The 18849-nt window shown below is 59.6% G+C and carries 14 protein-coding genes; 10 read left to right on the forward strand and 4 right to left on the reverse strand.

The annotated features are described in order from the left end of the window. Positions 1-15 precede the first annotated feature (15 nt). Positions 16-4131: a class I tRNA ligase family protein gene (locus tag SH664x_RS14035; RefSeq protein WP_437201908.1), complete on the forward strand. Its 4116-nt coding sequence runs from the start codon at positions 16-18 to the stop codon at positions 4129-4131. Between the two features lie 145 nt (positions 4132-4276). After that, entirely contained in the window at positions 4277-4786 is a 510-nt protein-coding gene (locus tag SH664x_RS14040) for a hypothetical protein (RefSeq protein ID WP_437201909.1), read from the forward strand. A 156-nt stretch (positions 4787-4942) separates the two neighbouring features. Here SH664x_RS14040 and SH664x_RS14045 read toward each other — a convergent pair whose 3' ends face one another. From SH664x_RS14045 to SH664x_RS14055, 3 genes are all read right to left on the reverse strand, one after another. Continuing rightward, a complete protein-coding gene (locus tag SH664x_RS14045) occupies positions 4943-6301 on the reverse strand; it encodes an HD domain-containing protein (RefSeq protein WP_437201910.1) in 1359 nt (452 codons plus the stop codon). Between the two features lie 58 nt (positions 6302-6359). Next, positions 6360-6944: an anthranilate synthase component II gene (locus tag SH664x_RS14050; protein ID WP_437207238.1), complete on the reverse strand. Its 585-nt coding sequence runs from the start codon at positions 6942-6944 to the stop codon at positions 6360-6362. Between the two features lie 78 nt (positions 6945-7022). Continuing rightward, positions 7023-7472, reverse strand: a complete 450-nt coding sequence (locus tag SH664x_RS14055) for a hypothetical protein (RefSeq protein WP_437201912.1) — start codon at positions 7470-7472, stop codon at positions 7023-7025. A gap of 458 nt (positions 7473-7930) precedes the next feature. On the opposite strand from SH664x_RS14055, the gene SH664x_RS14060 reads away from it, so the two are divergent. The 3 genes from SH664x_RS14060 (at position 7931) to SH664x_RS14070 (ending at position 10887) form a co-directional block, all read left to right on the forward strand. Continuing rightward, the gene (locus tag SH664x_RS14060; protein ID WP_437201914.1) at positions 7931-8761 is read left to right on the forward strand and encodes a transketolase; all 831 of its coding nucleotides are present in this window, start codon (positions 7931-7933) and stop codon (positions 8759-8761) included. A gap of 85 nt (positions 8762-8846) precedes the next feature. Next, positions 8847-9815, forward strand: a complete 969-nt coding sequence (locus SH664x_RS14065) for a transketolase family protein (RefSeq protein WP_437201915.1) — start codon at positions 8847-8849, stop codon at positions 9813-9815. Between the two features lie 121 nt (positions 9816-9936). Further along, positions 9937-10887, forward strand: a complete 951-nt coding sequence (locus SH664x_RS14070) for a GNAT family N-acetyltransferase (protein ID WP_437201917.1) — start codon at positions 9937-9939, stop codon at positions 10885-10887. 153 nt (positions 10888-11040) lie between these two features. Here the strand turns inward: SH664x_RS14070 and SH664x_RS14075 are convergent, their stop codons facing one another. After that, positions 11041-12387, reverse strand: coding sequence for a hypothetical protein (locus SH664x_RS14075; protein WP_437201918.1), 1347 nt, complete (start codon positions 12385-12387; stop codon positions 11041-11043). A 153-nt stretch (positions 12388-12540) separates the two neighbouring features. Here SH664x_RS14075 and holA point away from each other — a divergent pair, with 153 nt between their 5' ends. The 5 genes from holA (at position 12541) to SH664x_RS14100 (ending at position 18770) form a co-directional block, all read left to right on the forward strand. Beyond that, positions 12541-13578, forward strand: a complete 1038-nt coding sequence (gene holA, locus SH664x_RS14080; protein ID WP_437201919.1) for a DNA polymerase III subunit delta — start codon at positions 12541-12543, stop codon at positions 13576-13578. A 313-nt stretch (positions 13579-13891) separates the two neighbouring features. Beyond that, the gene (gene rimO / locus SH664x_RS14085) at positions 13892-15298 is read left to right on the forward strand and encodes a 30S ribosomal protein S12 methylthiotransferase RimO (protein WP_437201920.1); all 1407 of its coding nucleotides are present in this window, start codon (positions 13892-13894) and stop codon (positions 15296-15298) included. A 95-nt stretch (positions 15299-15393) separates the two neighbouring features. Continuing rightward, the gene (gene pgsA / locus SH664x_RS14090; protein ID WP_437201922.1) at positions 15394-16083 is read left to right on the forward strand and encodes a CDP-diacylglycerol--glycerol-3-phosphate 3-phosphatidyltransferase; all 690 of its coding nucleotides are present in this window, start codon (positions 15394-15396) and stop codon (positions 16081-16083) included. Between the two features lie 95 nt (positions 16084-16178). Next, entirely contained in the window at positions 16179-17447 is a 1269-nt protein-coding gene (locus SH664x_RS14095) for a class I SAM-dependent rRNA methyltransferase (protein ID WP_437201924.1), read from the forward strand. A gap of 156 nt (positions 17448-17603) precedes the next feature. Continuing rightward, positions 17604-18770, forward strand: a complete 1167-nt coding sequence (locus SH664x_RS14100; protein ID WP_437201925.1) for a 3-dehydroquinate synthase — start codon at positions 17604-17606, stop codon at positions 18768-18770. The last annotated feature ends 79 nt before the right edge of the window (positions 18771-18849 follow it).

An 18849-nucleotide genomic window follows, 5' to 3' on the forward strand; every position in this document is an offset into this window, starting at 1 on the left:
AATTGAGTTCGCAGCATGTTTCAAAAAGTCGACCAGGCCCAGTTTCTCGACGGCGAACACGAAGTGCTCCGCTTCTGGCGCGAGCAGGACATCTTCCGCAAACTGCAGCGGCAGAATTCCCACGGTCCCCGCTGGTCGTTTCTTGATGGTCCGATCACCGCCAACAATCCGATGGGGGTGCACCACGCGTGGGGCCGGACCTACAAAGACGTTTATCAGCGTTACCACGCCATGCTCGGCTGTCAGCTCCGTTACCAGAACGGATTTGACTGCCAGGGGCTATGGGTGGAAGTCGAGGTGGAGAAGCAGCTCAACCTGGGCACGAAATCGGCAATTGAGAAATTCGGCATCGACACCTTCACCCGCGAGTGCAAAAAACGGGTGCTGAAGTATGCCGCACGCCAGACAGAGCAGTCGATCCGTCTCGGCTATTGGATGGAGTGGGACGATCCCGACCAGCTCCGCACTCTGGCCGACGCCATCGGTCCGGAAGAAAAGCCGGTTGAATACGTCACTGCACGCGGCTCGCGTGTCACGGGTCCAGCCGAGCTGTTGACGGCGCAGCTCGGCAATCCGGAATGGGGAGGGAGCTATTTCACGTTCTCGACCGAGAACAACGAAACCATCTGGTCGTTTCTCAAGAAGTGTTTCGAACGCAACAAGGTTTATCGCGGCCACGACGTGATGCCCTGGAGCGGACGGGGGGGAAGCGCGTATTCCCAGATGGAAGTGGCCGATGGACGGAAGCTGACAACTCACAAGTCGGTGTTCGTCCGGTTCCCGATCATCCGCGATTCTTCCGAACACGAAGCATCAGCGAGTGCTGCTTCGGGCCCCAGCGCGACAGACCGCGAGTATCTGCTGATCTGGACGACCACTCCCTGGACACTGACCTCCAACGTGGCGGCCGCAATCAATCCCGATCTCGACTATCTGAAGATCCGCGCCAAGAAGGACGGCGCAATCTATTACTTCGCCAAAGACAACCTCAACTTCAAACGGCTTGAAAAGGAATTCAAGGAAGGCTTCGGCCGCCCGGAGTGGAGCTGGCCGGAAGGGGTCGGCAAACTGAAGTCGATCGGCCAGATCTTCAAAGAGCAGGGGGGCTACGAAGAACTCGCGACGCTCAAGGGAGCGGAGATGGTCGGCTGGCGCTACGCCGGACCGTTTGACGAACTTGATGCTCAACAAGTACCCGGCGGCAACCCCGGGGAAGTTGACAGCAAAGAGCGCATCAAACGCTTGGTCAATTCCGGCACTCCATACACCAATCGCGGAAATGAGTCCGCATTGACTCCGCACATCCTAACACTTAACGAACTATCGGCGCGACAGGAGAGCTATGCTCCTGATGAAGCGATGAGACAGCTTGAACAGGTTCTGGTTGCTCTTCAAGAATTGATTAGTATTGCAATTAGTATGGGAGTTTGCAGACTCCCAATTCCGGCTGCCGAACTTAGCGAACTAAAATTCACATTGAAGCAATTGGGTGTACCGATTGTTGACTCCACTTCTTGGAAGCACATTGAAATCTATGGCACACAGATTCAGTTGATTGCAGGAGGAAAATCGCCCGTCCCAGCGACGAACTTCCAAAAATTGGCAGATGCTGTGATCGAGGTATTTACAAAACTGCAGAGCGAGCTCGCAGACATCCCGGTTCGCAGCGGAAAAGACTCCCACCGAGTGATCGACGGCGGTCGCGACTCCAAGGGTTCGCCCAATGTTGTCGCAGGCGAAGGAACGGGCATTGTGCACGTTGCTCCCGGCTGTGGTGACATCGACCATAAGATGGGGGTCGAGCTCGGGCTTCCGGTGATTGCGCCGCTCCGCGAGGATGGAACATACCAGGAAGGCTTTGGCCCGTTCACGGGCAAAGAAGCGATTTCACCCGCCACGGCGGAGATGGTCTTCGAAGAGTTGAAAAAGAAAGACCTGCTGGTCTCGGTCGAAACGTATCCGCACATCTATCCGCACTGCTGGCGGACCGGTGATGAGCTGGTCTTCCGGCTGGTCGATGAGTGGTTTATCAACATGGACTGGCGTGATGAGATCAAAGAGGTCACCAAGTGCATCAACTGGCTTCCCGATTCCATTCAGGGGCAGGAGCGTGAGCTCGAATGGCTCACCACGATGCGCGACTGGATGATCTCGAAGAAGCGGTTCTGGGGACTCGCACTGCCGATCTGGATTGACCCCGAGAACCCCAGTGACTTCGAGGTCATGGGATCACTCGCTGAGCTGAAAGAGCGCGCTGTTGAAGGCTGGGATGAGTTCGAAGGGCACACCCCCCACCGTCCGTGGATCGACAAGGTCAAAATCCGAAGTCAGAAGACCGGCAAAATTCTCACACGAGTTGAGGATGTGGGCAATCCCTGGCTGGATGCGGGGATCGTGCCATTCTCCACGCTCAACTACAACGGACGCTATTCGTCAGAACTGACGAACTGGAAGGACTGGTATCCGGCCGACTTCGTCACCGAATGCTTCCCGGGACAGTTCCGCAACTGGTTCTATTCGATGCTGTCGCTGGCGACGATGATGCGCTACGACGAAACGGAAAACGCCGAGGAGAAGAAGCCGTTCAAAAACCTGCTGGGGCATCGCCTCGTCATGGACGAGAGCGGCAAGCCGATGCACAAATCGGACGGAACCGCCATCTGGTTTGAAGAGGCTGCCGAACAACTGGGAGTCGATACCCTCCGCTGGATGTACCTTGCGCAGAATCCCGCGACCGATCTGAAATTCGGCACGCGCTACCGGAACGAACCAGTCACGCTGCAGACGATTGACGGTCCGATCACACAAACCAAGGAAGGTCTGCCGACGTGCAAGGTGACCAGCAAACCGGCGGATGATGTGCGTCGACAGGTGCTGATTCCTCTCTGGAACAGCTACGCCTTCTTCGTGAATTATGCGGTCCTGGACCAGTTCGATCCGAACCTGCCTCAGGTGCCGCTCGCAAACCGACCGGAAATCGACCGCTGGGTTCTCTCTCGTTTGCAGGAGCTGATCGGCATCGCCCATACCAGCCTGGAAGCATACCGTGTGGCGGACTTCATGCAGGCGGCGACGGAGTTTATCGACGACCTGTCGAACTGGTACATCCGCCGGAACCGCCGCCGGTTCTGGAAGCCCCGTAGTCCCTCAGAAGACGCAACATCCGCCAGCGTGGCCTGGGATGCCGACAAGCTCGGGGCCTATCAGACCCTTTACGAAGTGCTGGTCACGCTGACGAAGCTGCTGGCCCCGGCGATTCCGTTTTTGACAGAGCGGATGTATCAGAATCTGGTGGCCGACGGCACGCCTGACGCTCCGCAATCAGTCCATCTCTGCCGTTACCCCACGGTCGATGCTGAGAAGCTGGATGCCGACCTCAACTGGAAAACCCAGCAGGTCCAGACGCTCGTCACGATGGGACATCGCCTCCGCGAAGCTGCCGAACAGCGAGTTCGTCAGCCGTTAGCAGAACTCCGATTCGCAGCCAACGATCCCCGTCAGGCAGAAGCACTCGAGCACTACCGTGATGTCATCGCCGACGAACTGAACGTCAAGCAGATCACCCGAGCTGAGCATCTCGATGAACTGGTTTCGTATTCCTTCAAACCGAATCTGAAAACGCTCGGCCCGAAGTACGGCAAACTGCTCAATGCGATTCGCACGCAACTGAGTGAGATCGACCCGCAGATTCTCGCACCGCTGCGAGCTGGACAGTCGGTGGAAGTGACCATCGGCGGCGAGAACGTGCTGCTCGCTCCGGATGATGTTCTGGTCAGTGTCCAGCAGGCGAGCGACTGGGCGAGCGCCGACGCGGGAGGAATCCAGATTGCGCTATCCACCCGACTGACCCCTGAGCTGATTCACGAGGGGATGGCCCGCGACTTTATTCGCCAGGTTCAACAGTTGCGTAAAGACGCCAATCTGCAGGAAAACCAGCGGATTCAGGTGCTGTGGCGGCCTGCGGGTCTGTCTCCCGCGAAAGAGGTGGAACTGACCGTTGCCGCGTGGGAATCGACGATTCTGCAGGAGACCCGCGCGAACAGCATTCAACATGTCGAGGCACCGCCGGCAGATGGAAAACAGGTCAACCTCGGCGAAGTGAGCGTGGTGCTGGCGATCGTGACGGTGTAGCAAAAGCACTCACTCACGCGTCGTGCTCTGTTTTTCTGAACACGAAGCGTGACCGTGGTGTCTGAACACGAAGCGTTAGCGAGTGTTGCGAACCTTAAAAACAAGCCCGTTCGTCGCGCGATGATGTTCATTACCCGGAGATGACATGCCGGTACCGCTCGCAGACTTTCTGACGGTCGGCACCTACGGGACCTGTTTGCACGGTAGTCATCACGCCTCAGTCGATTTCCACCATAGCGAGTTCGGCACCCCCTTCGTGGAAGCCGATCCCCAGAAATTGCAGCACAGCCGCTCGCTGATGCGCGATGGACCGTTTCTGCTGACGGAAGCCATCCGCCGGATTGTCCAGCAGACACTGCTCGAGGTCGCCTCGCACCGGACATGGGTGATCCATGCCGTTCATGTCCGCACAACCCATTTTCATGTGGTCGTCAGTGGTGAGTCTCGCCCCGAGAAAATGCTGGTCGATTTCAAGAGTTATTGTACTCGGCGACTCCGCGAACAGAGTCTTGCCGAACCGCATCAGTCGGTCTGGGCAGAACACGGCAGCACCCGGTATTTTTGGGAAGAGACCTCGGTCGCCGCGGCGGTACGGTATACACTTCACCGCCAGGGGGAACCGCTCATGCCGGAACCGTATGAGCGGTGGGGGTGAGCATCATCGAGGAGCACTCGCGGTGATAAATGCAACCGCAGCACTCGCTCACGCGTCGTGTTCTGTTTACCGGACGTCAAGCGTGACAACGGCAGCACTCGCTGACGCTGCGTGCTCGGAAAAATGCTTCGTGTTCCGTTCTCGTGACGCGGTCCATCACGAACGACAGATCGCCGCGTCCCAATCAACGTTTTCCAAAGCATTCCTCCAGTCGGGCGAGACAAACACCCGCACGCGCTTCACCCAGTCGTCAAACTGCGTGGTGGCTAAGGCCTCCACGACGGGCGACACCTTCCGCAGGGGACGATAGCAGTCCTGCTTGGGGAAATAGACGTCGATCGCAAACTCGACTTCACGGTGCGGCGGGGGAGCGTCGATAATCAGGTCTGTCGGCCGCAGCTGCAACCGGTGTGCGGCGTTCAGTTGCTCGACCAGTCGATTGGAAATCTGGACGACTTCGGCGAAGGGCCGGCCGGCGAGCCGCTGGTAGATCTCACCCGATGTATCGTGGGAGTACTCCGCCACCTGTTTATACAGCACCCGTCGACGGCCGAAGATTCCCTCCAGCAGCGGTTCACAATCGGTTCCGCGTCCTGTCTGTCGCAGCGCAGCGATCATCTCGGCATCGGTGAATCCGAAGAGAGTTTCCAGATCAAGCTGACTGTGCAACTCAAAGAAAGCGCGGCCAAACATCGTCGTCGCACAGCGTACCGCATGATGCCAGTAGACTTCGCTGAACATCACATACCGGGCAAAAACCATCAGTTCGGCTGCCGTCTTGCCTTTCACGGTAATCGCCAGCCCGTTGCCCCGCTCGTTTAACATCAGCGACTGAATCAGCCGCTGCCGGTCGAAGTTGCGGCCATACGGGACCCCGCAGTGCAGACTGTCGCGGTCAAGGTAGTCCATTTTGTCGACGTCAATCGGCCCCGACAAAATCGATCGGAGCAGCTGCAGCGTGCCGGCCTCCTTCACCGCGGCGACAGAGTCCCGGGGAGAGCTCTGAAACGTTCGATGCGGTGCGAGAATCCCCAGTACCGCTTGCGGTTCGAGTCCCCATTTGGTCCGCAGGACATCGGCCAGTTCGGTTCCGTCCGCGAGGAACCGTTCGGCGTGCACTTCGTGCGGCGGCAACCCGGCCAGCCCCAGATCTTCGATCGGATGGCAAAACGGCCAGTGTCCGAGGTCATGCAGGAGTGAGGAGACAATCAGCAGCTCCGCCGCCTGCGGATCGACCTGTTCGCGGAAACGTGAGTCGCGGACCAGCTGCTGAAGATAGCGGAGAGCATTGTGATAAACCCCCAGGGCATGTTCAAAACGGGTATGCCGCGCGCCGGGATACACCTTCGAGACGAGCCCCAGCTGGCTGATTTCGGTCAGCCGCTGAAACTGCTCGGTATCGACGAGCGCCCGCACGCGGGGGGTGAAAGGGACGCTCTGTTCCGAGGGGACCCGAATCAGGGCCCGGGCGGCCAGCAGCTCCGCCAGTTCGGGAATCTCCAGATGATCGGACATGCCGTTTCTCGTGCCGGGCTGTGTGAAGAGTCCCGGACAATCCTTTCCGATCCAGACTTCAGGAGATGGCTGTAAAGTTCCGCAGCAGTTCGGTGCCGTCAGTCGACAGGAAACTTTCGGGATGGAACTGCACCCCGTAAACGGGATAGTCCCGATGCCGCACTCCCATCAACTCGGGAGGGTGCCCCTCATCGCGAGTCCACGCACAGGCGATGAGCTCGGGGGGAAGCGATTCCTCCGGAACAACCAGACTGTGGTACCGCGTGCAGACCATCGGGCTCGGCAAATTGGCAAAAACTCCCTGCCCATCGTGATGAATGGGGGAGGTCTTGCCGTGCATCAACCGCGGAGCACGCACCACCTTGCCTCCGAACACTTCGCCGATCGCCTGATGACCGAGACAGACCCCCAGCAGGGGCAGCCTGGGGCCAAAGTGAGCGATCACCTGTTTGGAGAGTCCCGCTTCAGAAGGAGTGCACGGGCCGGGCGAAATGATAATCCGCTCCGGCTGCAGCGATTCAATTTCCTCAATCGAGGTCTGATCGTTCCGACGGACGACGATTTCCGCCGTCGCATCCAGTTCGCCCAGACGTTGAACGAGGTTGTAGGTGAATGAATCGTAGTTATCGAGAATGAAGATCATGTCCGGCTGTATTTCAAACTCGCCCATCGCCCGGGAATCATCCGGGAGAGCGGTCTTTGTCGAAGGTTCGGGTGTTGTTCAGTCGCGAGGTTTTGTCGGTGTGCGGGGCAGGGGGGAACGGGTTCCCAGCAGTCCGGCGGAGGATTCGAAATAACGACGTCGTCGTGATTGAGCCGCCGGAATTCCGGGCGGTGCGGAAGTCTGCAGGTCAACGAGGTTCGCCTGACAGATCCGGCAGCCGATCACTGTTAAATGAAAACTGATGTATTCCAAGACAGGACTCTCCCCCCTCTGCTGCGAAAATTGTTGCAGCAGCTCCCGGGAAGGACAGCTCAACCGTTGGCGTCGCCAGATCTCCCCCAGGCTGTGCCCCCCCTGATCCCGTCGACGGGCGAGCCAGGCGGCCCGCTGCCGCAGATCCTCACGTTCCCGCAGCAGCCGTTCCACCGCGGCGGAACGCTCGGCGGCCAGCATCTCGTCGAGATAGGCAACCAGTTCCTGATCTGTGGGGTCGAGTGGGCTGTGCATGGGTGAACCGGCAGGGCCAATGGCCCGTTTTCGGCAAAACCGATCTAAATTGAATCAATTCGGGAGGTGCGAATTCAAGCCTTCCGGAGGGAAGCGGTCTCCCGGCCGCTGGAGGAGACCGGCCGCCGTCTGTTCGCCGGATCTTGGTTGCGGGCTGCGAAATGGCTCTGTAGCATACCCCGCAGATGTGAAAATGAACAATCCAGCGGATGCGATCACATCGATCGGGGATCGTTCGCAACCGGCAGCGGTTGACGGTCGAAAGGGCAAGCGCGGGATTCGTTCCCGTCATTGTCCTGAAGACCAAGCCTGAATGGCCGGCTCAACGTTTGCAACGGACCGGATTGATCCATTTCCTTGCCGACAGATTCTCAACTTCCTGAAACGGAAGTCGTGGGTTGCCGGACGCTGGCACTGACTTCGACATTTAGAATTTCGTATCTGCCAAAGGATTTCTCGTGCCTGAATTAAGCGTTGATGAACTGAAGGCGAAAGCCAACAGCATTCGCAAAGCCATCATCCGCATGACAACGGAAGCCGCCAGCGGCCACCCGACCAGCAGCCTGTCCGCCACAGAAGTGGTGACAGCGCTGTACTTTGGCGGATTCATGAAATACGACACGAAGAATCCGCAGGATCCGAAGCGCGACCGGTTCGTCCTCAGCAAAGGACACGCCTGCCCGGTGCTGTATGCCGCCATGGCCGAAGCGGGTTACTTCCCGCTGGAAGAGACGATGACCCTCCGCAAGCTGGGCAGTCCTTATGAAGGGCACCCCAACATGCGTCGGCTCCGCGGCATTGAAGCTTCGACCGGTTCACTCGGACAGGGGCTCTCGATCGGCCTCGGCCATGCTCTGAATGCCCGTCTCGACAAGACCGACTACCGGGTCTTCGTGATGCTCGGTGACGGCGAGATGGAAGAAGGACAGGTCTGGGAAGCAGTCGCAGCAGCCCACAAGTACAAGTGCGGCAACCTGACCGCCATCATCGACCAGAACGGCTACCAGCAGACCGGCGCCACCAAGGACGTTCTCGATCTGCGGGAATTCCAGCCGAAGTTTGAATCGTTCGGATGGCATGTGCAGACCATCAACGGCAACGACATGGGCGAAGTGGTCGCCGCGCTGAAGAAGGCCGCCACGGTTAAAGATCAGCCCACCTGCATTGTCTCGAAGACCCAGAAGGGGTTCGGCATTCTTCCGCTGCTCAAGGAAGAAGGGGACATGAACTACCACGGCAAGCCGCTGTCACCGGCACTGGCCGAGAAAGCACTCGCTCTCCTCGGTTAATTTTGTCGGCTCGCAGCCCGTCCATTCGAACATTCAGCAGCAGCCCTGCGGGGCCTGACAATATCGCGATCAACAGGAAATTGACATGTATCTTGGCGAATACAGCGGCTTGAAACTCGGTCCCGCAACGCGTGATGCGTTCGGCGATGCCCTGAAAGAGGTCGGATCAAAGAATCAGGCGATCGTCACCGTCGACGCCGACGTCGGAAACTCCACCCGGACCGAGCCTTTCTCCCTGGCACACCCGGACCGCACTTTCAACGTCGGCATTGCCGAAAGCAACATGGTCAGCGTCGCCGGCGGACTGGCAGCCTGCGGGAAGATTCCCGTCGTCTCCAGCTTTGCCTGCTTCCTGATGGACAACGCCTTCGACCAGATCCGCATGTCGATCGCGTTCCCTCACCTGAACGTGAAACTGGTCGGTTCCCACGCCGGGATTTCGATCGGCGAAGACGGCCCGTCGCAGATGGGAATTGAAGACGTGGCACTCGCCTGCTCCCTGCCGGGAGTAGTCGTGATTGTTCCGTCCGATGCCGCCTGTACCAAGGCTGCCACCGAGGCGATGTTCGAACACGAAGGCCCCGCCTACCTGCGGATCGGCCGCGGCAAGGTCGCGACGCTGTACAAAGACGGCATCGACTTCAAGCTGGGCAAGGCGATCCAGCTGCAGGATGGGACCGATGCCACCATCATCGCCAATGGCCTGATGGTCGGCGGGGCTCTCGATGCCGCCAAGAAGCTGGGCGAGCAGGGTCTGAAGATTCGCGTCCTCGACATGCACACCGTCAAGCCGCTGGATGTCGAAGCGATTGCCAAAGCCGCCAAAGAAACAGGCGCGATCGTCGTGGCAGAAGAACACCTGCGTCACGGCGGACTCGGTTCCGTGGTCGCACAGGCCGTCTGCGAAACGACTCCGGTTCCGATGGAATATGTCGATGTCGGCGATCAGTATGCTGAGAGCGGTGATCCGCAGGGGCTGCTCGATAAGTACGGGCTGACTGCCGACGCCATCACAGCCGCCGTCAAGAAGGCCATTGGCCGCAAGACCAAGTAGTTGTTGTTCGGTAAAATCTTCGCTGTCCGGTGAACAGTCGCATGGTCACCGACCGGTTTCCATGCGGTTGTCCCGCAGTCGAGTTGATCTTCCGGGCTGCGAACGTGCAGAATTGGATTTTGTGGCCAGCTTCCGCACATTCCGAAACGGCGACCCTCCCCGGCTACTGGAACTGTTCCGACAGTCTCGACCGGGGCGAGCCTTCGCCTGTCCCGAATCCGTCGATGCCCTGGAACGCTCCGTCTTCGGGCTCCCTTATTTCGATCCGGCTGGCCTGATTGTTGCCGAACATGAAGGCCAGATGATCGGCTTCGCCCATGGCGGTTTTGGTTTCTCTGAGGATTTGGCCCGCCTCGATTACTCTCAGGGAGTGATCTGCTGCGCCTTGGTCCACCCCGACCGCCAGCACCACGGCATTGGCGCCGAGCTGGTGCGGCGAACGGAAGACTATCTTCGCCGGCAGGGGGCCACGTCGATCCAGGCGGGGCAGTCCCGCTACTGCGATCCGTTTTATTTCGGCATCTACGGAGGAGCGCGGCCGTCCGGCTTTCTGCGTTCGGACCAGGCTGCAGACCCGTTCTTTCGGAATCTGGGCTATCAGCCCAAGACGACCATTCCCATCTTCCAACGGGATCTGACCGACCGCAAAGACCCCATGAATTTCCGGCTGATGGCCCTTCGCCGGCAGACCGAACTGGTGGTCACCGATCAGCCCGAAAGCCCGAGCTGGTGGTGGTACACCCGGTTTGGCAATACGGAGTCGATGCGGTTCCGGCTGGTCGAAAAGAAATCCGGAGTCGTCATCGCCACGCTGACGGTCGTCGGGCTCGACCATTACATTGCCAGCTGGAACGAACGGGCGATCGGGCTGGTGGATGTCTTCGTGGAGGAGAAATTCCGCGGGCAGGGGTTCGGCCAGACGCTGATCATCGAGGCGATCCGTCGGCTGCGAACCGAGCTGATTACCCGGGCAGAAATCCATATCCCGGAAGAGAATGCCGACGCGATTAAGGCGGTCCTGGCCGCAGGCTTTTCGCAGATCGATCTGGGCATCGTTTATACCCGCCCTTAAGAGCGGGTTGACTTCTTTGAAGTCCCCCCACAGGACCTGCTCGAATTTTAAAGCAGGTTGCATTTGCCACTGCCCGTGCAACGAGCGCTTCATGTAGTGAAATGCTGACTTGCCCGTGGCGAAAACGGGAACCACAACAGCGAGTCTGCTCGATCAGCCCGGAAGCACCTTGCGAGCTTTCAGCCGCTTCTTACGCACCAGTCGATACGCCGACAGCGGCCGCTCCGACAGGCTCATCGTCTGCAACAAGGCCCCCAGCGTTTCGATCGCATCGCAGCGAGGCGTTTCGTGCAGAAACCAGAATCGCCCCTGCAGGTCCGCCGCCAGCGGCAGGCTCTCCCCCTGCAGTTTTGCAATCAGATCCGCTTCAGTCCCCGTCAGAACCTGAATCGGAACTTCCTCATCAGGATTTTCTTCCGCCACTTCATCATCGCGGGTCAGCAACACCGCTCCCCGTGCCACCAGTTGCGGTGGCAATCCCCGGACCAGCAAACGCAACAGCTCCGGAACGCTCATTTCATCCCCCCGTTCGTCGAACAGGCGGCAGGCCCGGCCATCGCTCCCGATCACGAGACCGGCATCCGCATAGCGGGAGCAGATCTCATCAGCAAAGTCCCGTTCGCTGCGGGAGCCGGAAGGCCCGACCACTGCGGAAGAGAGGGTGATACTGCAGGGAGTCCGGACCAGCAAGCGCTGCAACAGGTCCCGCACCAGCGGATCGACACAGCTGATCAGCAGCCGCAGCGGGCGAATCGCGTGGAAGTGTTCGGACAGCGTCGATTCATACTCTCCCTGCAGACGCAGCGGCTGACAGGTCCCCTGTGTCCGGACAGTTCTGGCCGGCTGCCGGGCGAGTCGACTCTGCAGTCGCTGCAGTTCCCCCGGGAAGCACCACGGAATGGCCTGCCGGTCCAGGAGATCGAGACCTGTCCAGGCAGGAGGCAGAATTCCACCGGTCAGATACAGCGCCGCGTGCGGCCGAAGACGTTCGGTCGCAAATGCGAAAGCAGGACGGGTCGTCGATCCCAGATCTCCGATCTCACAGCCCCAGCGACGCAGCGCCGCGACCACACCAATCGCCAGATCGGGGGATGAGGGTCGAAAGTCGTATCCCACGAGAATCCGCAGGGGACCGCGGGACTCGGCAGCCGTGGCGGTTGTGGACATCCGTTGTTCGTCAATCAGGTCGAGAACATGCTCCACGATCCCCGCCAGCTTTTCACGCGTCAGCTGATTCAGATAAATGCCGCGCAGGCCATCGCGGCTGATCAGTTCGGGAACCGGCTGAATGGCGGTGGTCGATAATCGGCGAGAAATGTGCCGGGGTAGCGAACCTTGCTCTTCGCGGTGCGGACATTCGCGGCAGGCGGTCGATCCGGCAGCCAGTCGCGCCAAATGGACAGAACGTGAAATCGGCTGCGATTCCCCCGGACAACGGAAATCGCCGTTCCCCTCAATCGGGAGCATCGGGAACAGCGATGGGTCCGATGAGGTCAGCATGGCCACAATTCAGGGCTGCGGATGGAGAAAAGGGCGTGGAATCCGGTAAGCTGGCGAGAAAATCTATCAGTCGTCTGAACCGGCTACGGCCAGCGGAGCCGTCCAGCGGCAGGACTCTACGGCCAAACACCTTTTTCGGTCAATCTTTCTCTCATGCACGCGACGGAATTCTCCCGCAAGGCGAAAGCCGCCCAGAACGTTCCTCTGATCGTCCTGCACGGCGGCGAGCGACACCTCAAACAGGCGGCCCTGGCCCTCTTGTGCGAGCAGATCCTGAATTCCCCGCTCGATCAGTCGATCGGACTGACGCGCTACGGGGGGAAGGATGCAGACTTCAAGACGATTCGTGATGAGCTGCTGATGGTCTCCATGTTTTCAGACCGCAAGCTGATTCTGGTCGAGGACGCGGACGACTTCATCACCGAGCATCGGGCCAGCCTGGAGAGCTACGCCGACAAGCCGAGCAAAAAATCGGTGCTGGTTCTCGATGTCAAAACGTGGCGGAAAAACACCCGACTCGCCAAGAAAGTCGACGCCGATGGACTGGATATCGACTGTTCCGAACTGACGGGCCCCCCGTTAACTAACTGGTTGTTGCAGCAAGCCCAGGAGCAGCACGGGAAACAACTCAGCCGGGATGCCGCCCAGTTGATGGTCGAACTGGCGGGAACGGGACTGGGATTGCTCGATCAGGAGCTGGGGAAGCTCGCCTCCTACGCTGGGGAGCGGGAGAAGATTTCCGCGGAAGATGTCCGGAAGCTCGTCGGCGGCTGGAAGGCGGAAACCACGTGGCACATGATTGATGCCATTCGCGACGGTCATCCGGGAGTCGCCCTGAACTGCCTCAGCAAGCTGCTCTATGCGGGCGAGCCGGGTCCGAAAATTCTGGGGGGAATCAACTACGTCTTCCGAAAATTTGCAATCGCGGTCGAGCGCAGCCGACGCGGACAGGCCTTGAAGGAGGCCCTCAAAGAGGCCGGGGTCTTCCCCCGGGATATCGCCAACGCGGAGAACTACCTGCGACGAGTCAAACGGCAACGTGCCGAGCAGATTCTGGAGATGCTCGCCCGGGCCGACTATGGACTCAAGGGGGGAAGCCGACTTCCCGAGAATCTGCAGCTGGAGATGCTGATCCTCTGGCTGTCGGGGAGTGCCGTTGACGCCGGGCTGCTGGGGGCCGATGCCCGCTAGAGCAGGGTGCCCCGTGCTGCGCCCGCGCAGCCAGTGTTTCGTGTCATGAAAGACTGACTTCCGGGTGGCGGGAACCGGGCGATCAAAAGTCACAATGCTCCAGCGTCCCTCTTCAATCCGGAATCAGCCCCCCTCGAAGCAGGTGTTTCTCATCGAAATCCACCCGGCGAGGCGTTAAAATAACCTGAGCCGCTGCGATCCCGAAATTGCTTTCGCGCACGTCCGACCCGAATCCTCCATCCGCACCTCAGACGATCGTCGGACACCTTCTTCCTAAAACACTACCCGATTTGACCTTCCGTACGATTGAGCCATGACGGATCTCCCGATTCTCGACGACCTGCCCAGCCCCGTTCTTTTGCCGACCGGCAAAGGAGGGGGGAAGGGGACCTACGCGTTTATCAGCCTGGGCTGCCCGAAAAATCTGGTCGACAGCGAAAAAATGCTGGGGAGCCTGGCGGTCGATGGTTACGCGCTGGTCTCCAATCCGGAAGAGGCCGACTTCGTCATCGTGAATACCTGCGGCTTCATTGACGAGTCACGCAAGGAATCGAAGGCGGTCATTCAGGAGATGCTCGACCTGAAGGCCCAGGGAAAAACCCGCGGAGTCATCGTTGCCGGTTGCCTGCCGGAACGGGTTGGCGGAAGTCTGCTGGACGAGATGCCGCAGATCGACCATATCGTCGGCGTCTTCGGCCGTGATGAAATCACCAAGGTGGCCGACCGTCTCGTCGGCGGACAGCGGGAGCAGCGAGAGCTGTTTCGCCCCGCGGCGGTGCGGGCTCTCGATGATCGCGCCCGGCTGCGAATCACGCCGCGTCACTTCGCCTACCTCAAGATTTCAGAAGGCTGCAACCGGACCTGTACGTTCTGTTCTATCCCCTCGATGCGTGGCAAGCACGTCACCAAGCCGATCGAGATGGTGCTGCAGGAAGCCCGCGAACTCGCTTCCGACGGAGTGCGTGAGCTGATCCTCGTCGCCCAGGACACGACCTACTACGGAATGGACTACTACGGCGAAGTCCGTCTCGCGCAGCTGCTGCGGGAACTGGAGCAGGTTCAGGGAATCGACTGGATCCGGCTGATGTACCTGTATCCGGTCAATTTCACTGATGAACTCATCGACACCATCGCCAAATCGAGTCGGATTCTGCCCTATCTCGACATGCCGCTGCAGCACATCAACAGTCAGGTGCTCAAGCGGATGCAGCGGCGGGTCAATCGGGAAAAGACGGTCGAGCTCGTCACCAAGCTGCGGGAACGGGTTCCGAATCTGGTGCTGCGGACGACTTTTGTCGTCGGCTTCCCGGGGGAGACGGACGAGCAGTTCGAAGAGCTCCGCGAGTTCGTGACCGAAACACGGTTTGAACGGATGGGTGTCTTCCCGTATTCGCTGGAGCCTGGAACGCCGGCGGTCAAACTGGATGGACATCTCCCCGAAGAGGTCAAGCTGGAACGCCGCGACGCCCTGATGGAATGCCAGCAGGAGATCGCCTTCGATTTCGGCGAAAGTCTGGTGGACTACGAGCTGGATTGCCTCATCGACAGCCCGACAGAAGATGAGAATGTCTGGATCGGCCGGACCTTTGCCGATGCGCCGGAGATCGACGGCGTGGTGTATGTCGAAGGGGCCGGGCTGGAAGCGGGCCAGATGGTGCCGGTCACGATTCAGGCAGCACAGGAGTATGATCTGGTCGCGGTTGTCTCAAGTGAAGAGTAGAGCGGTCACGTCCCACGGGTCACGTTCCACGGGGCGGGGGACACGGGCCTGATCAAGCAGACTGGCGGCTGTGAGACCACAGTTGCCAGATCCCCATGAAACCCCTGGAAGCGAGTTTCATCTCCGTCATGACGATTCCTGCAGAAGTGAAACGGCCTCCCTCAGATGCGTCCGCTTCCGTCGCCCGGAAACTGACTTCGGCCCGTTCGCTCAACATTCCCAATCTGATCACGCTGCTGCGGCTGCTGCTCTCGTTCGTCGTCCTGTTCCTGATCGACTGGGGCGAGGCGTGGATCCTCTGCACCTGCGTCTTCGTGTTTGCGGTCATCACCGACTATGTCGATGGCCATCTCGCGCGGATCTGGAATCAGGTCACCCCCCTGGGGCGCATTCTCGATCCGTTCGTCGACAAAATCATCGTCGGAGGAACGCTGATCTTTTTGACGCAGCGTCCGGAAAGCGGAATCGGTCCGTGGGTCACGTTCACTGTCATCGGTCGCGAAATGTTCATCACGGGGCTCCGTTCCGTGCTGGAAGGCTATGGCGTCGACTTCTCCGCCAAGTGGAGTGGCAAACTCAAAATGCTGCTGCAGTCCATCACGATTCCGTTCTGCCTGCTGTCCCTCAGTCCGCTGGTGCAGTCCACCTTGGGAAATCAGCTGTCGATCTTTTTAGGTCTCCGCACCGTGCTGGTCTGGGTGATGGTATTGATCACACTTTATTCCGGACTGGAATACCTGTGGCGGGGCTGGCTGTTGTTGCGGCAGGGGGACCATGACGACTGACCATATCCACCTGAAGTTGAATTTCGGTCGGGAAGTCTCCAATTCTCCCGTGAGATCCCGCCTGCATTTCCTGTTCATCAACGACTGAGAGTCACGTGTCCCGGCCACCCGCCCCTCAATTTCGCAATTCCAGCTATCGACGCGAAGCCCGCTTCCCGCTCGACCCTTCCCATTGTCTGCAGCGACCGCTGACCGACGATGCCGCACAACCATTGCCCGTCGTCCGGCTGAAATCCTCCACCCGCCATCCCACTGTCTTCCGTAAGCGAATTGCGGATGTCGACCCGCGCGCGAAACATGGCGATCTCGTCCGGGTCATCACCGAAGCCAATGAGCCGGTCGGCTTCGGTCTCTGGAATCCCCGTGCGGAAGCGACAGTCCGTATTTTGTCATTCCATGAATCACCGGCCGCTGACAACTGGTGGCAGACGCGGTTCGCCCAGTCGGTCGAGTTGCGGCAGGACCGGTTGCGACTCGGCAACACCACGAACGCGTATCGGCTTCTCAACGCGGAAGGGGACCACCTGCCGGGACTGGTCGCCGATCGCTTTGACAATATCATCTCGATCGAAGCCTTCACGCTGGCGATGTTCCAGCGGGGCGAAGCGATCGGGAAACTGCTGGCCGAGGTGGCAGGAGTCCCCCACTGGGTTGTTCGACCAGGGCCCAGCACTCTCGAACAGGAAGGCTTCTCGGCCGAGGGCTTTTCGTCGGGCTCCGTGCCGAAGAAGGTCACCATCACCGAACATGGCATTCAGTACGAAATCCAGCCGTTCGCGGGACAGAAAACCGGCTTCTTCTGTGACCAGCGCGATAACCGGCTGCGGTTGAGAGATTTTTGCGCGGGGAAATCAGTGCTCGATCTCTGCAGTTACGCCGGCGGCTTCGCCCTCAACGCCCTCAAGGGAGGAGCCAGCGAAGTGACCGCCGTCGATCTAGACGAAGAAGCGGTCAAACTTGCCCGTCGCAATGCCCAGCTCAACAAAGCCTCGATCAAATTCGTGCATGCCGACGCTTTCGCTTACCTGCGTGACATGCAGCGGAACGAACGCCAGTTCGATGTCATCATCCTCGATCCTCCCAAACTGATCCGCAATCGGGACGAGGCGGGGGAAGGACAGAACAAATACTTCGACCTGAACAAACTGGCCGGGACGCTGGTGAAGCGGGGTGGGATTCTGCTGACCTGCAGCTGCTCCGGATTATTCTCAATGGATGAGTTCTTCCGAACAACCCGTGCGGCTGTGACAGAGCGTCAGCCCCGGCTGCTGCTGCGCAGCGGCGCTGCACCCGACCATCCGGTCTCCTTGGCCTGCCCGGAAACCGAATATCTCAAGTGCCTGTGGCTGCAGATGGAGAACTGAGTCCGGCACTCGATCAAATCCTGGCAGCCCAGACGGAGATCTGCGAACGCTTGCGTGTCCCCCTGACGATGAATCAGAATATCTCCAGATGCGTGTGAGTCCCGCCCGTTGCGACTGATGATCGGCTCCCGCCGACAGCCCCGCCAGCCTCCCTGCATGACTGCTCGCGATCCCGACTCTCTGGACATCCCGTTCTCGGTTCCGTTCGTCCACCGGTTGCGTTTCACCGAAGAGATCTTCGGCCGCGATCAACAGGTCCTCGCGGATCTGATCCAGCCCTCGGGGGATCAGCTCCCCAAGGTGCAGTTCTGGCTCGACGAATTTCTCGCCGAGGCACAGCCGCAGTTGCCAGCGCGAATCCGCGCTTTTGCGGCGAATCACCGTGACCGCTTCAACATGCGGGGCAACGTGCAGATCTGCCCGGGTGGAGAGGCGGTCAAGAACGACATTCATATTGTGGAACGAATGCTCAAGTGCATTCATGCCGTCGACCTCGACCGCCGGAGCTATGTCATCGTTGTCGGAGGAGGTGCTGTCCTCGACTGCGTCGGCTTTGCGGCAGCGATTGCCCACCGGGGAATCCGCCTGATCCGGATTCCCTCGACGACACTGGCCCAGGCGGACTCCGGCGTCGGCGTAAAAAACAGTGTGAACCTGTTCAGCAAAAAGAACTGGATCGGCACCTTTGCCTCTCCCTGGGGAGTGATCAACGACGAGTCGATGCTGTCGACGCTGAGTGATCGCGATTTCCGCTGCGGATTCTCGGAAGCGGTCAAGGTCTCGCTCTTACGGAGCCCGGAAGAGTTTGCCCGCATCGAATCGCTGGCAACGCGCATCAGCGCCCGGGACATGACGGCAGCCCGGCCGGTCATCCGGAAATCGGCCGAGTTGCACCTTGCTCACATCACTCGAGGGGGCGATCCCTTTGAAGCCCTCGAAGCCCGGCCCCTCGACTACGGTCACTGGTCGGCTCACAAGCTCGAACCGATGACCCAGTTCGAACTGCGGCACGGTGAGGCGGTGGGCATCGGCGTGGCCATCGACACCGTTTACTCCTCACTGGTACACGGGTTTCCCGAGCAGGATGCACGCCGCGTGCTGAACTGCCTGAGCCAGCTGGGACTGCAACTCGATCATCCTGCCCTGCGTGACACCCGCAGCCTGTTCGCGGGACTGGAAGAGTTTCGCCAGCATCTCGGAGGCCGATTGACGCTGACGATGCTGCGGAACATCGGCGATCCGCTGGATGTCCACGAAATCGATGAAGCCCGGATGCGGGTCGCTATCGAAACGGTGGCGGACTACGCACGGCAACTGCAGTAGCGAGCCGACCCGCATCGCGCTGCCTGTGAGCTGACCAGCGCCGGCTTGGCGATGTCGTCGCAACAAAAGAGCCGCCCAT

Source organism: Planctomicrobium aquicomposti (assembly GCF_051466325.1).
Taxonomy (GTDB): domain Bacteria; phylum Planctomycetota; class Planctomycetia; order Planctomycetales; family Planctomycetaceae; genus Planctomicrobium.

Coding starts and splice junctions, on each gene's coding strand:
- SH664x_RS14075 (WP_437201918.1), bottom strand. CDS start 12,387: ATGCTGACCTCATCGGACCCATCGCTGTTCCCGATGCTCCCGATTGAG.
- pgsA (WP_437201922.1), top strand. CDS start 15,394: ATGAAACCCCTGGAAGCGAGTTTCATCTCCGTCATGACGATTCCTGCA.
- SH664x_RS14040 (WP_437201909.1), top strand. CDS start 4,277: ATGCCGGTACCGCTCGCAGACTTTCTGACGGTCGGCACCTACGGGACC.
- holA (WP_437201919.1), top strand. CDS start 12,541: ATGCACGCGACGGAATTCTCCCGCAAGGCGAAAGCCGCCCAGAACGTT.
- SH664x_RS14035 (WP_437201908.1), top strand. CDS start 16: ATGTTTCAAAAAGTCGACCAGGCCCAGTTTCTCGACGGCGAACACGAA.
- SH664x_RS14100 (WP_437201925.1), top strand. CDS start 17,604: ATGACTGCTCGCGATCCCGACTCTCTGGACATCCCGTTCTCGGTTCCG.
- SH664x_RS14045 (WP_437201910.1), bottom strand. CDS start 6,301: ATGTCCGATCATCTGGAGATTCCCGAACTGGCGGAGCTGCTGGCCGCC.
- SH664x_RS14065 (WP_437201915.1), top strand. CDS start 8,847: ATGTATCTTGGCGAATACAGCGGCTTGAAACTCGGTCCCGCAACGCGT.
- SH664x_RS14055 (WP_437201912.1), bottom strand. CDS start 7,472: ATGCACAGCCCACTCGACCCCACAGATCAGGAACTGGTTGCCTATCTC.
- rimO (WP_437201920.1), top strand. CDS start 13,892: ATGACGGATCTCCCGATTCTCGACGACCTGCCCAGCCCCGTTCTTTTG.
- SH664x_RS14050 (WP_437207238.1), bottom strand. CDS start 6,944: ATGATCTTCATTCTCGATAACTACGATTCATTCACCTACAACCTCGTT.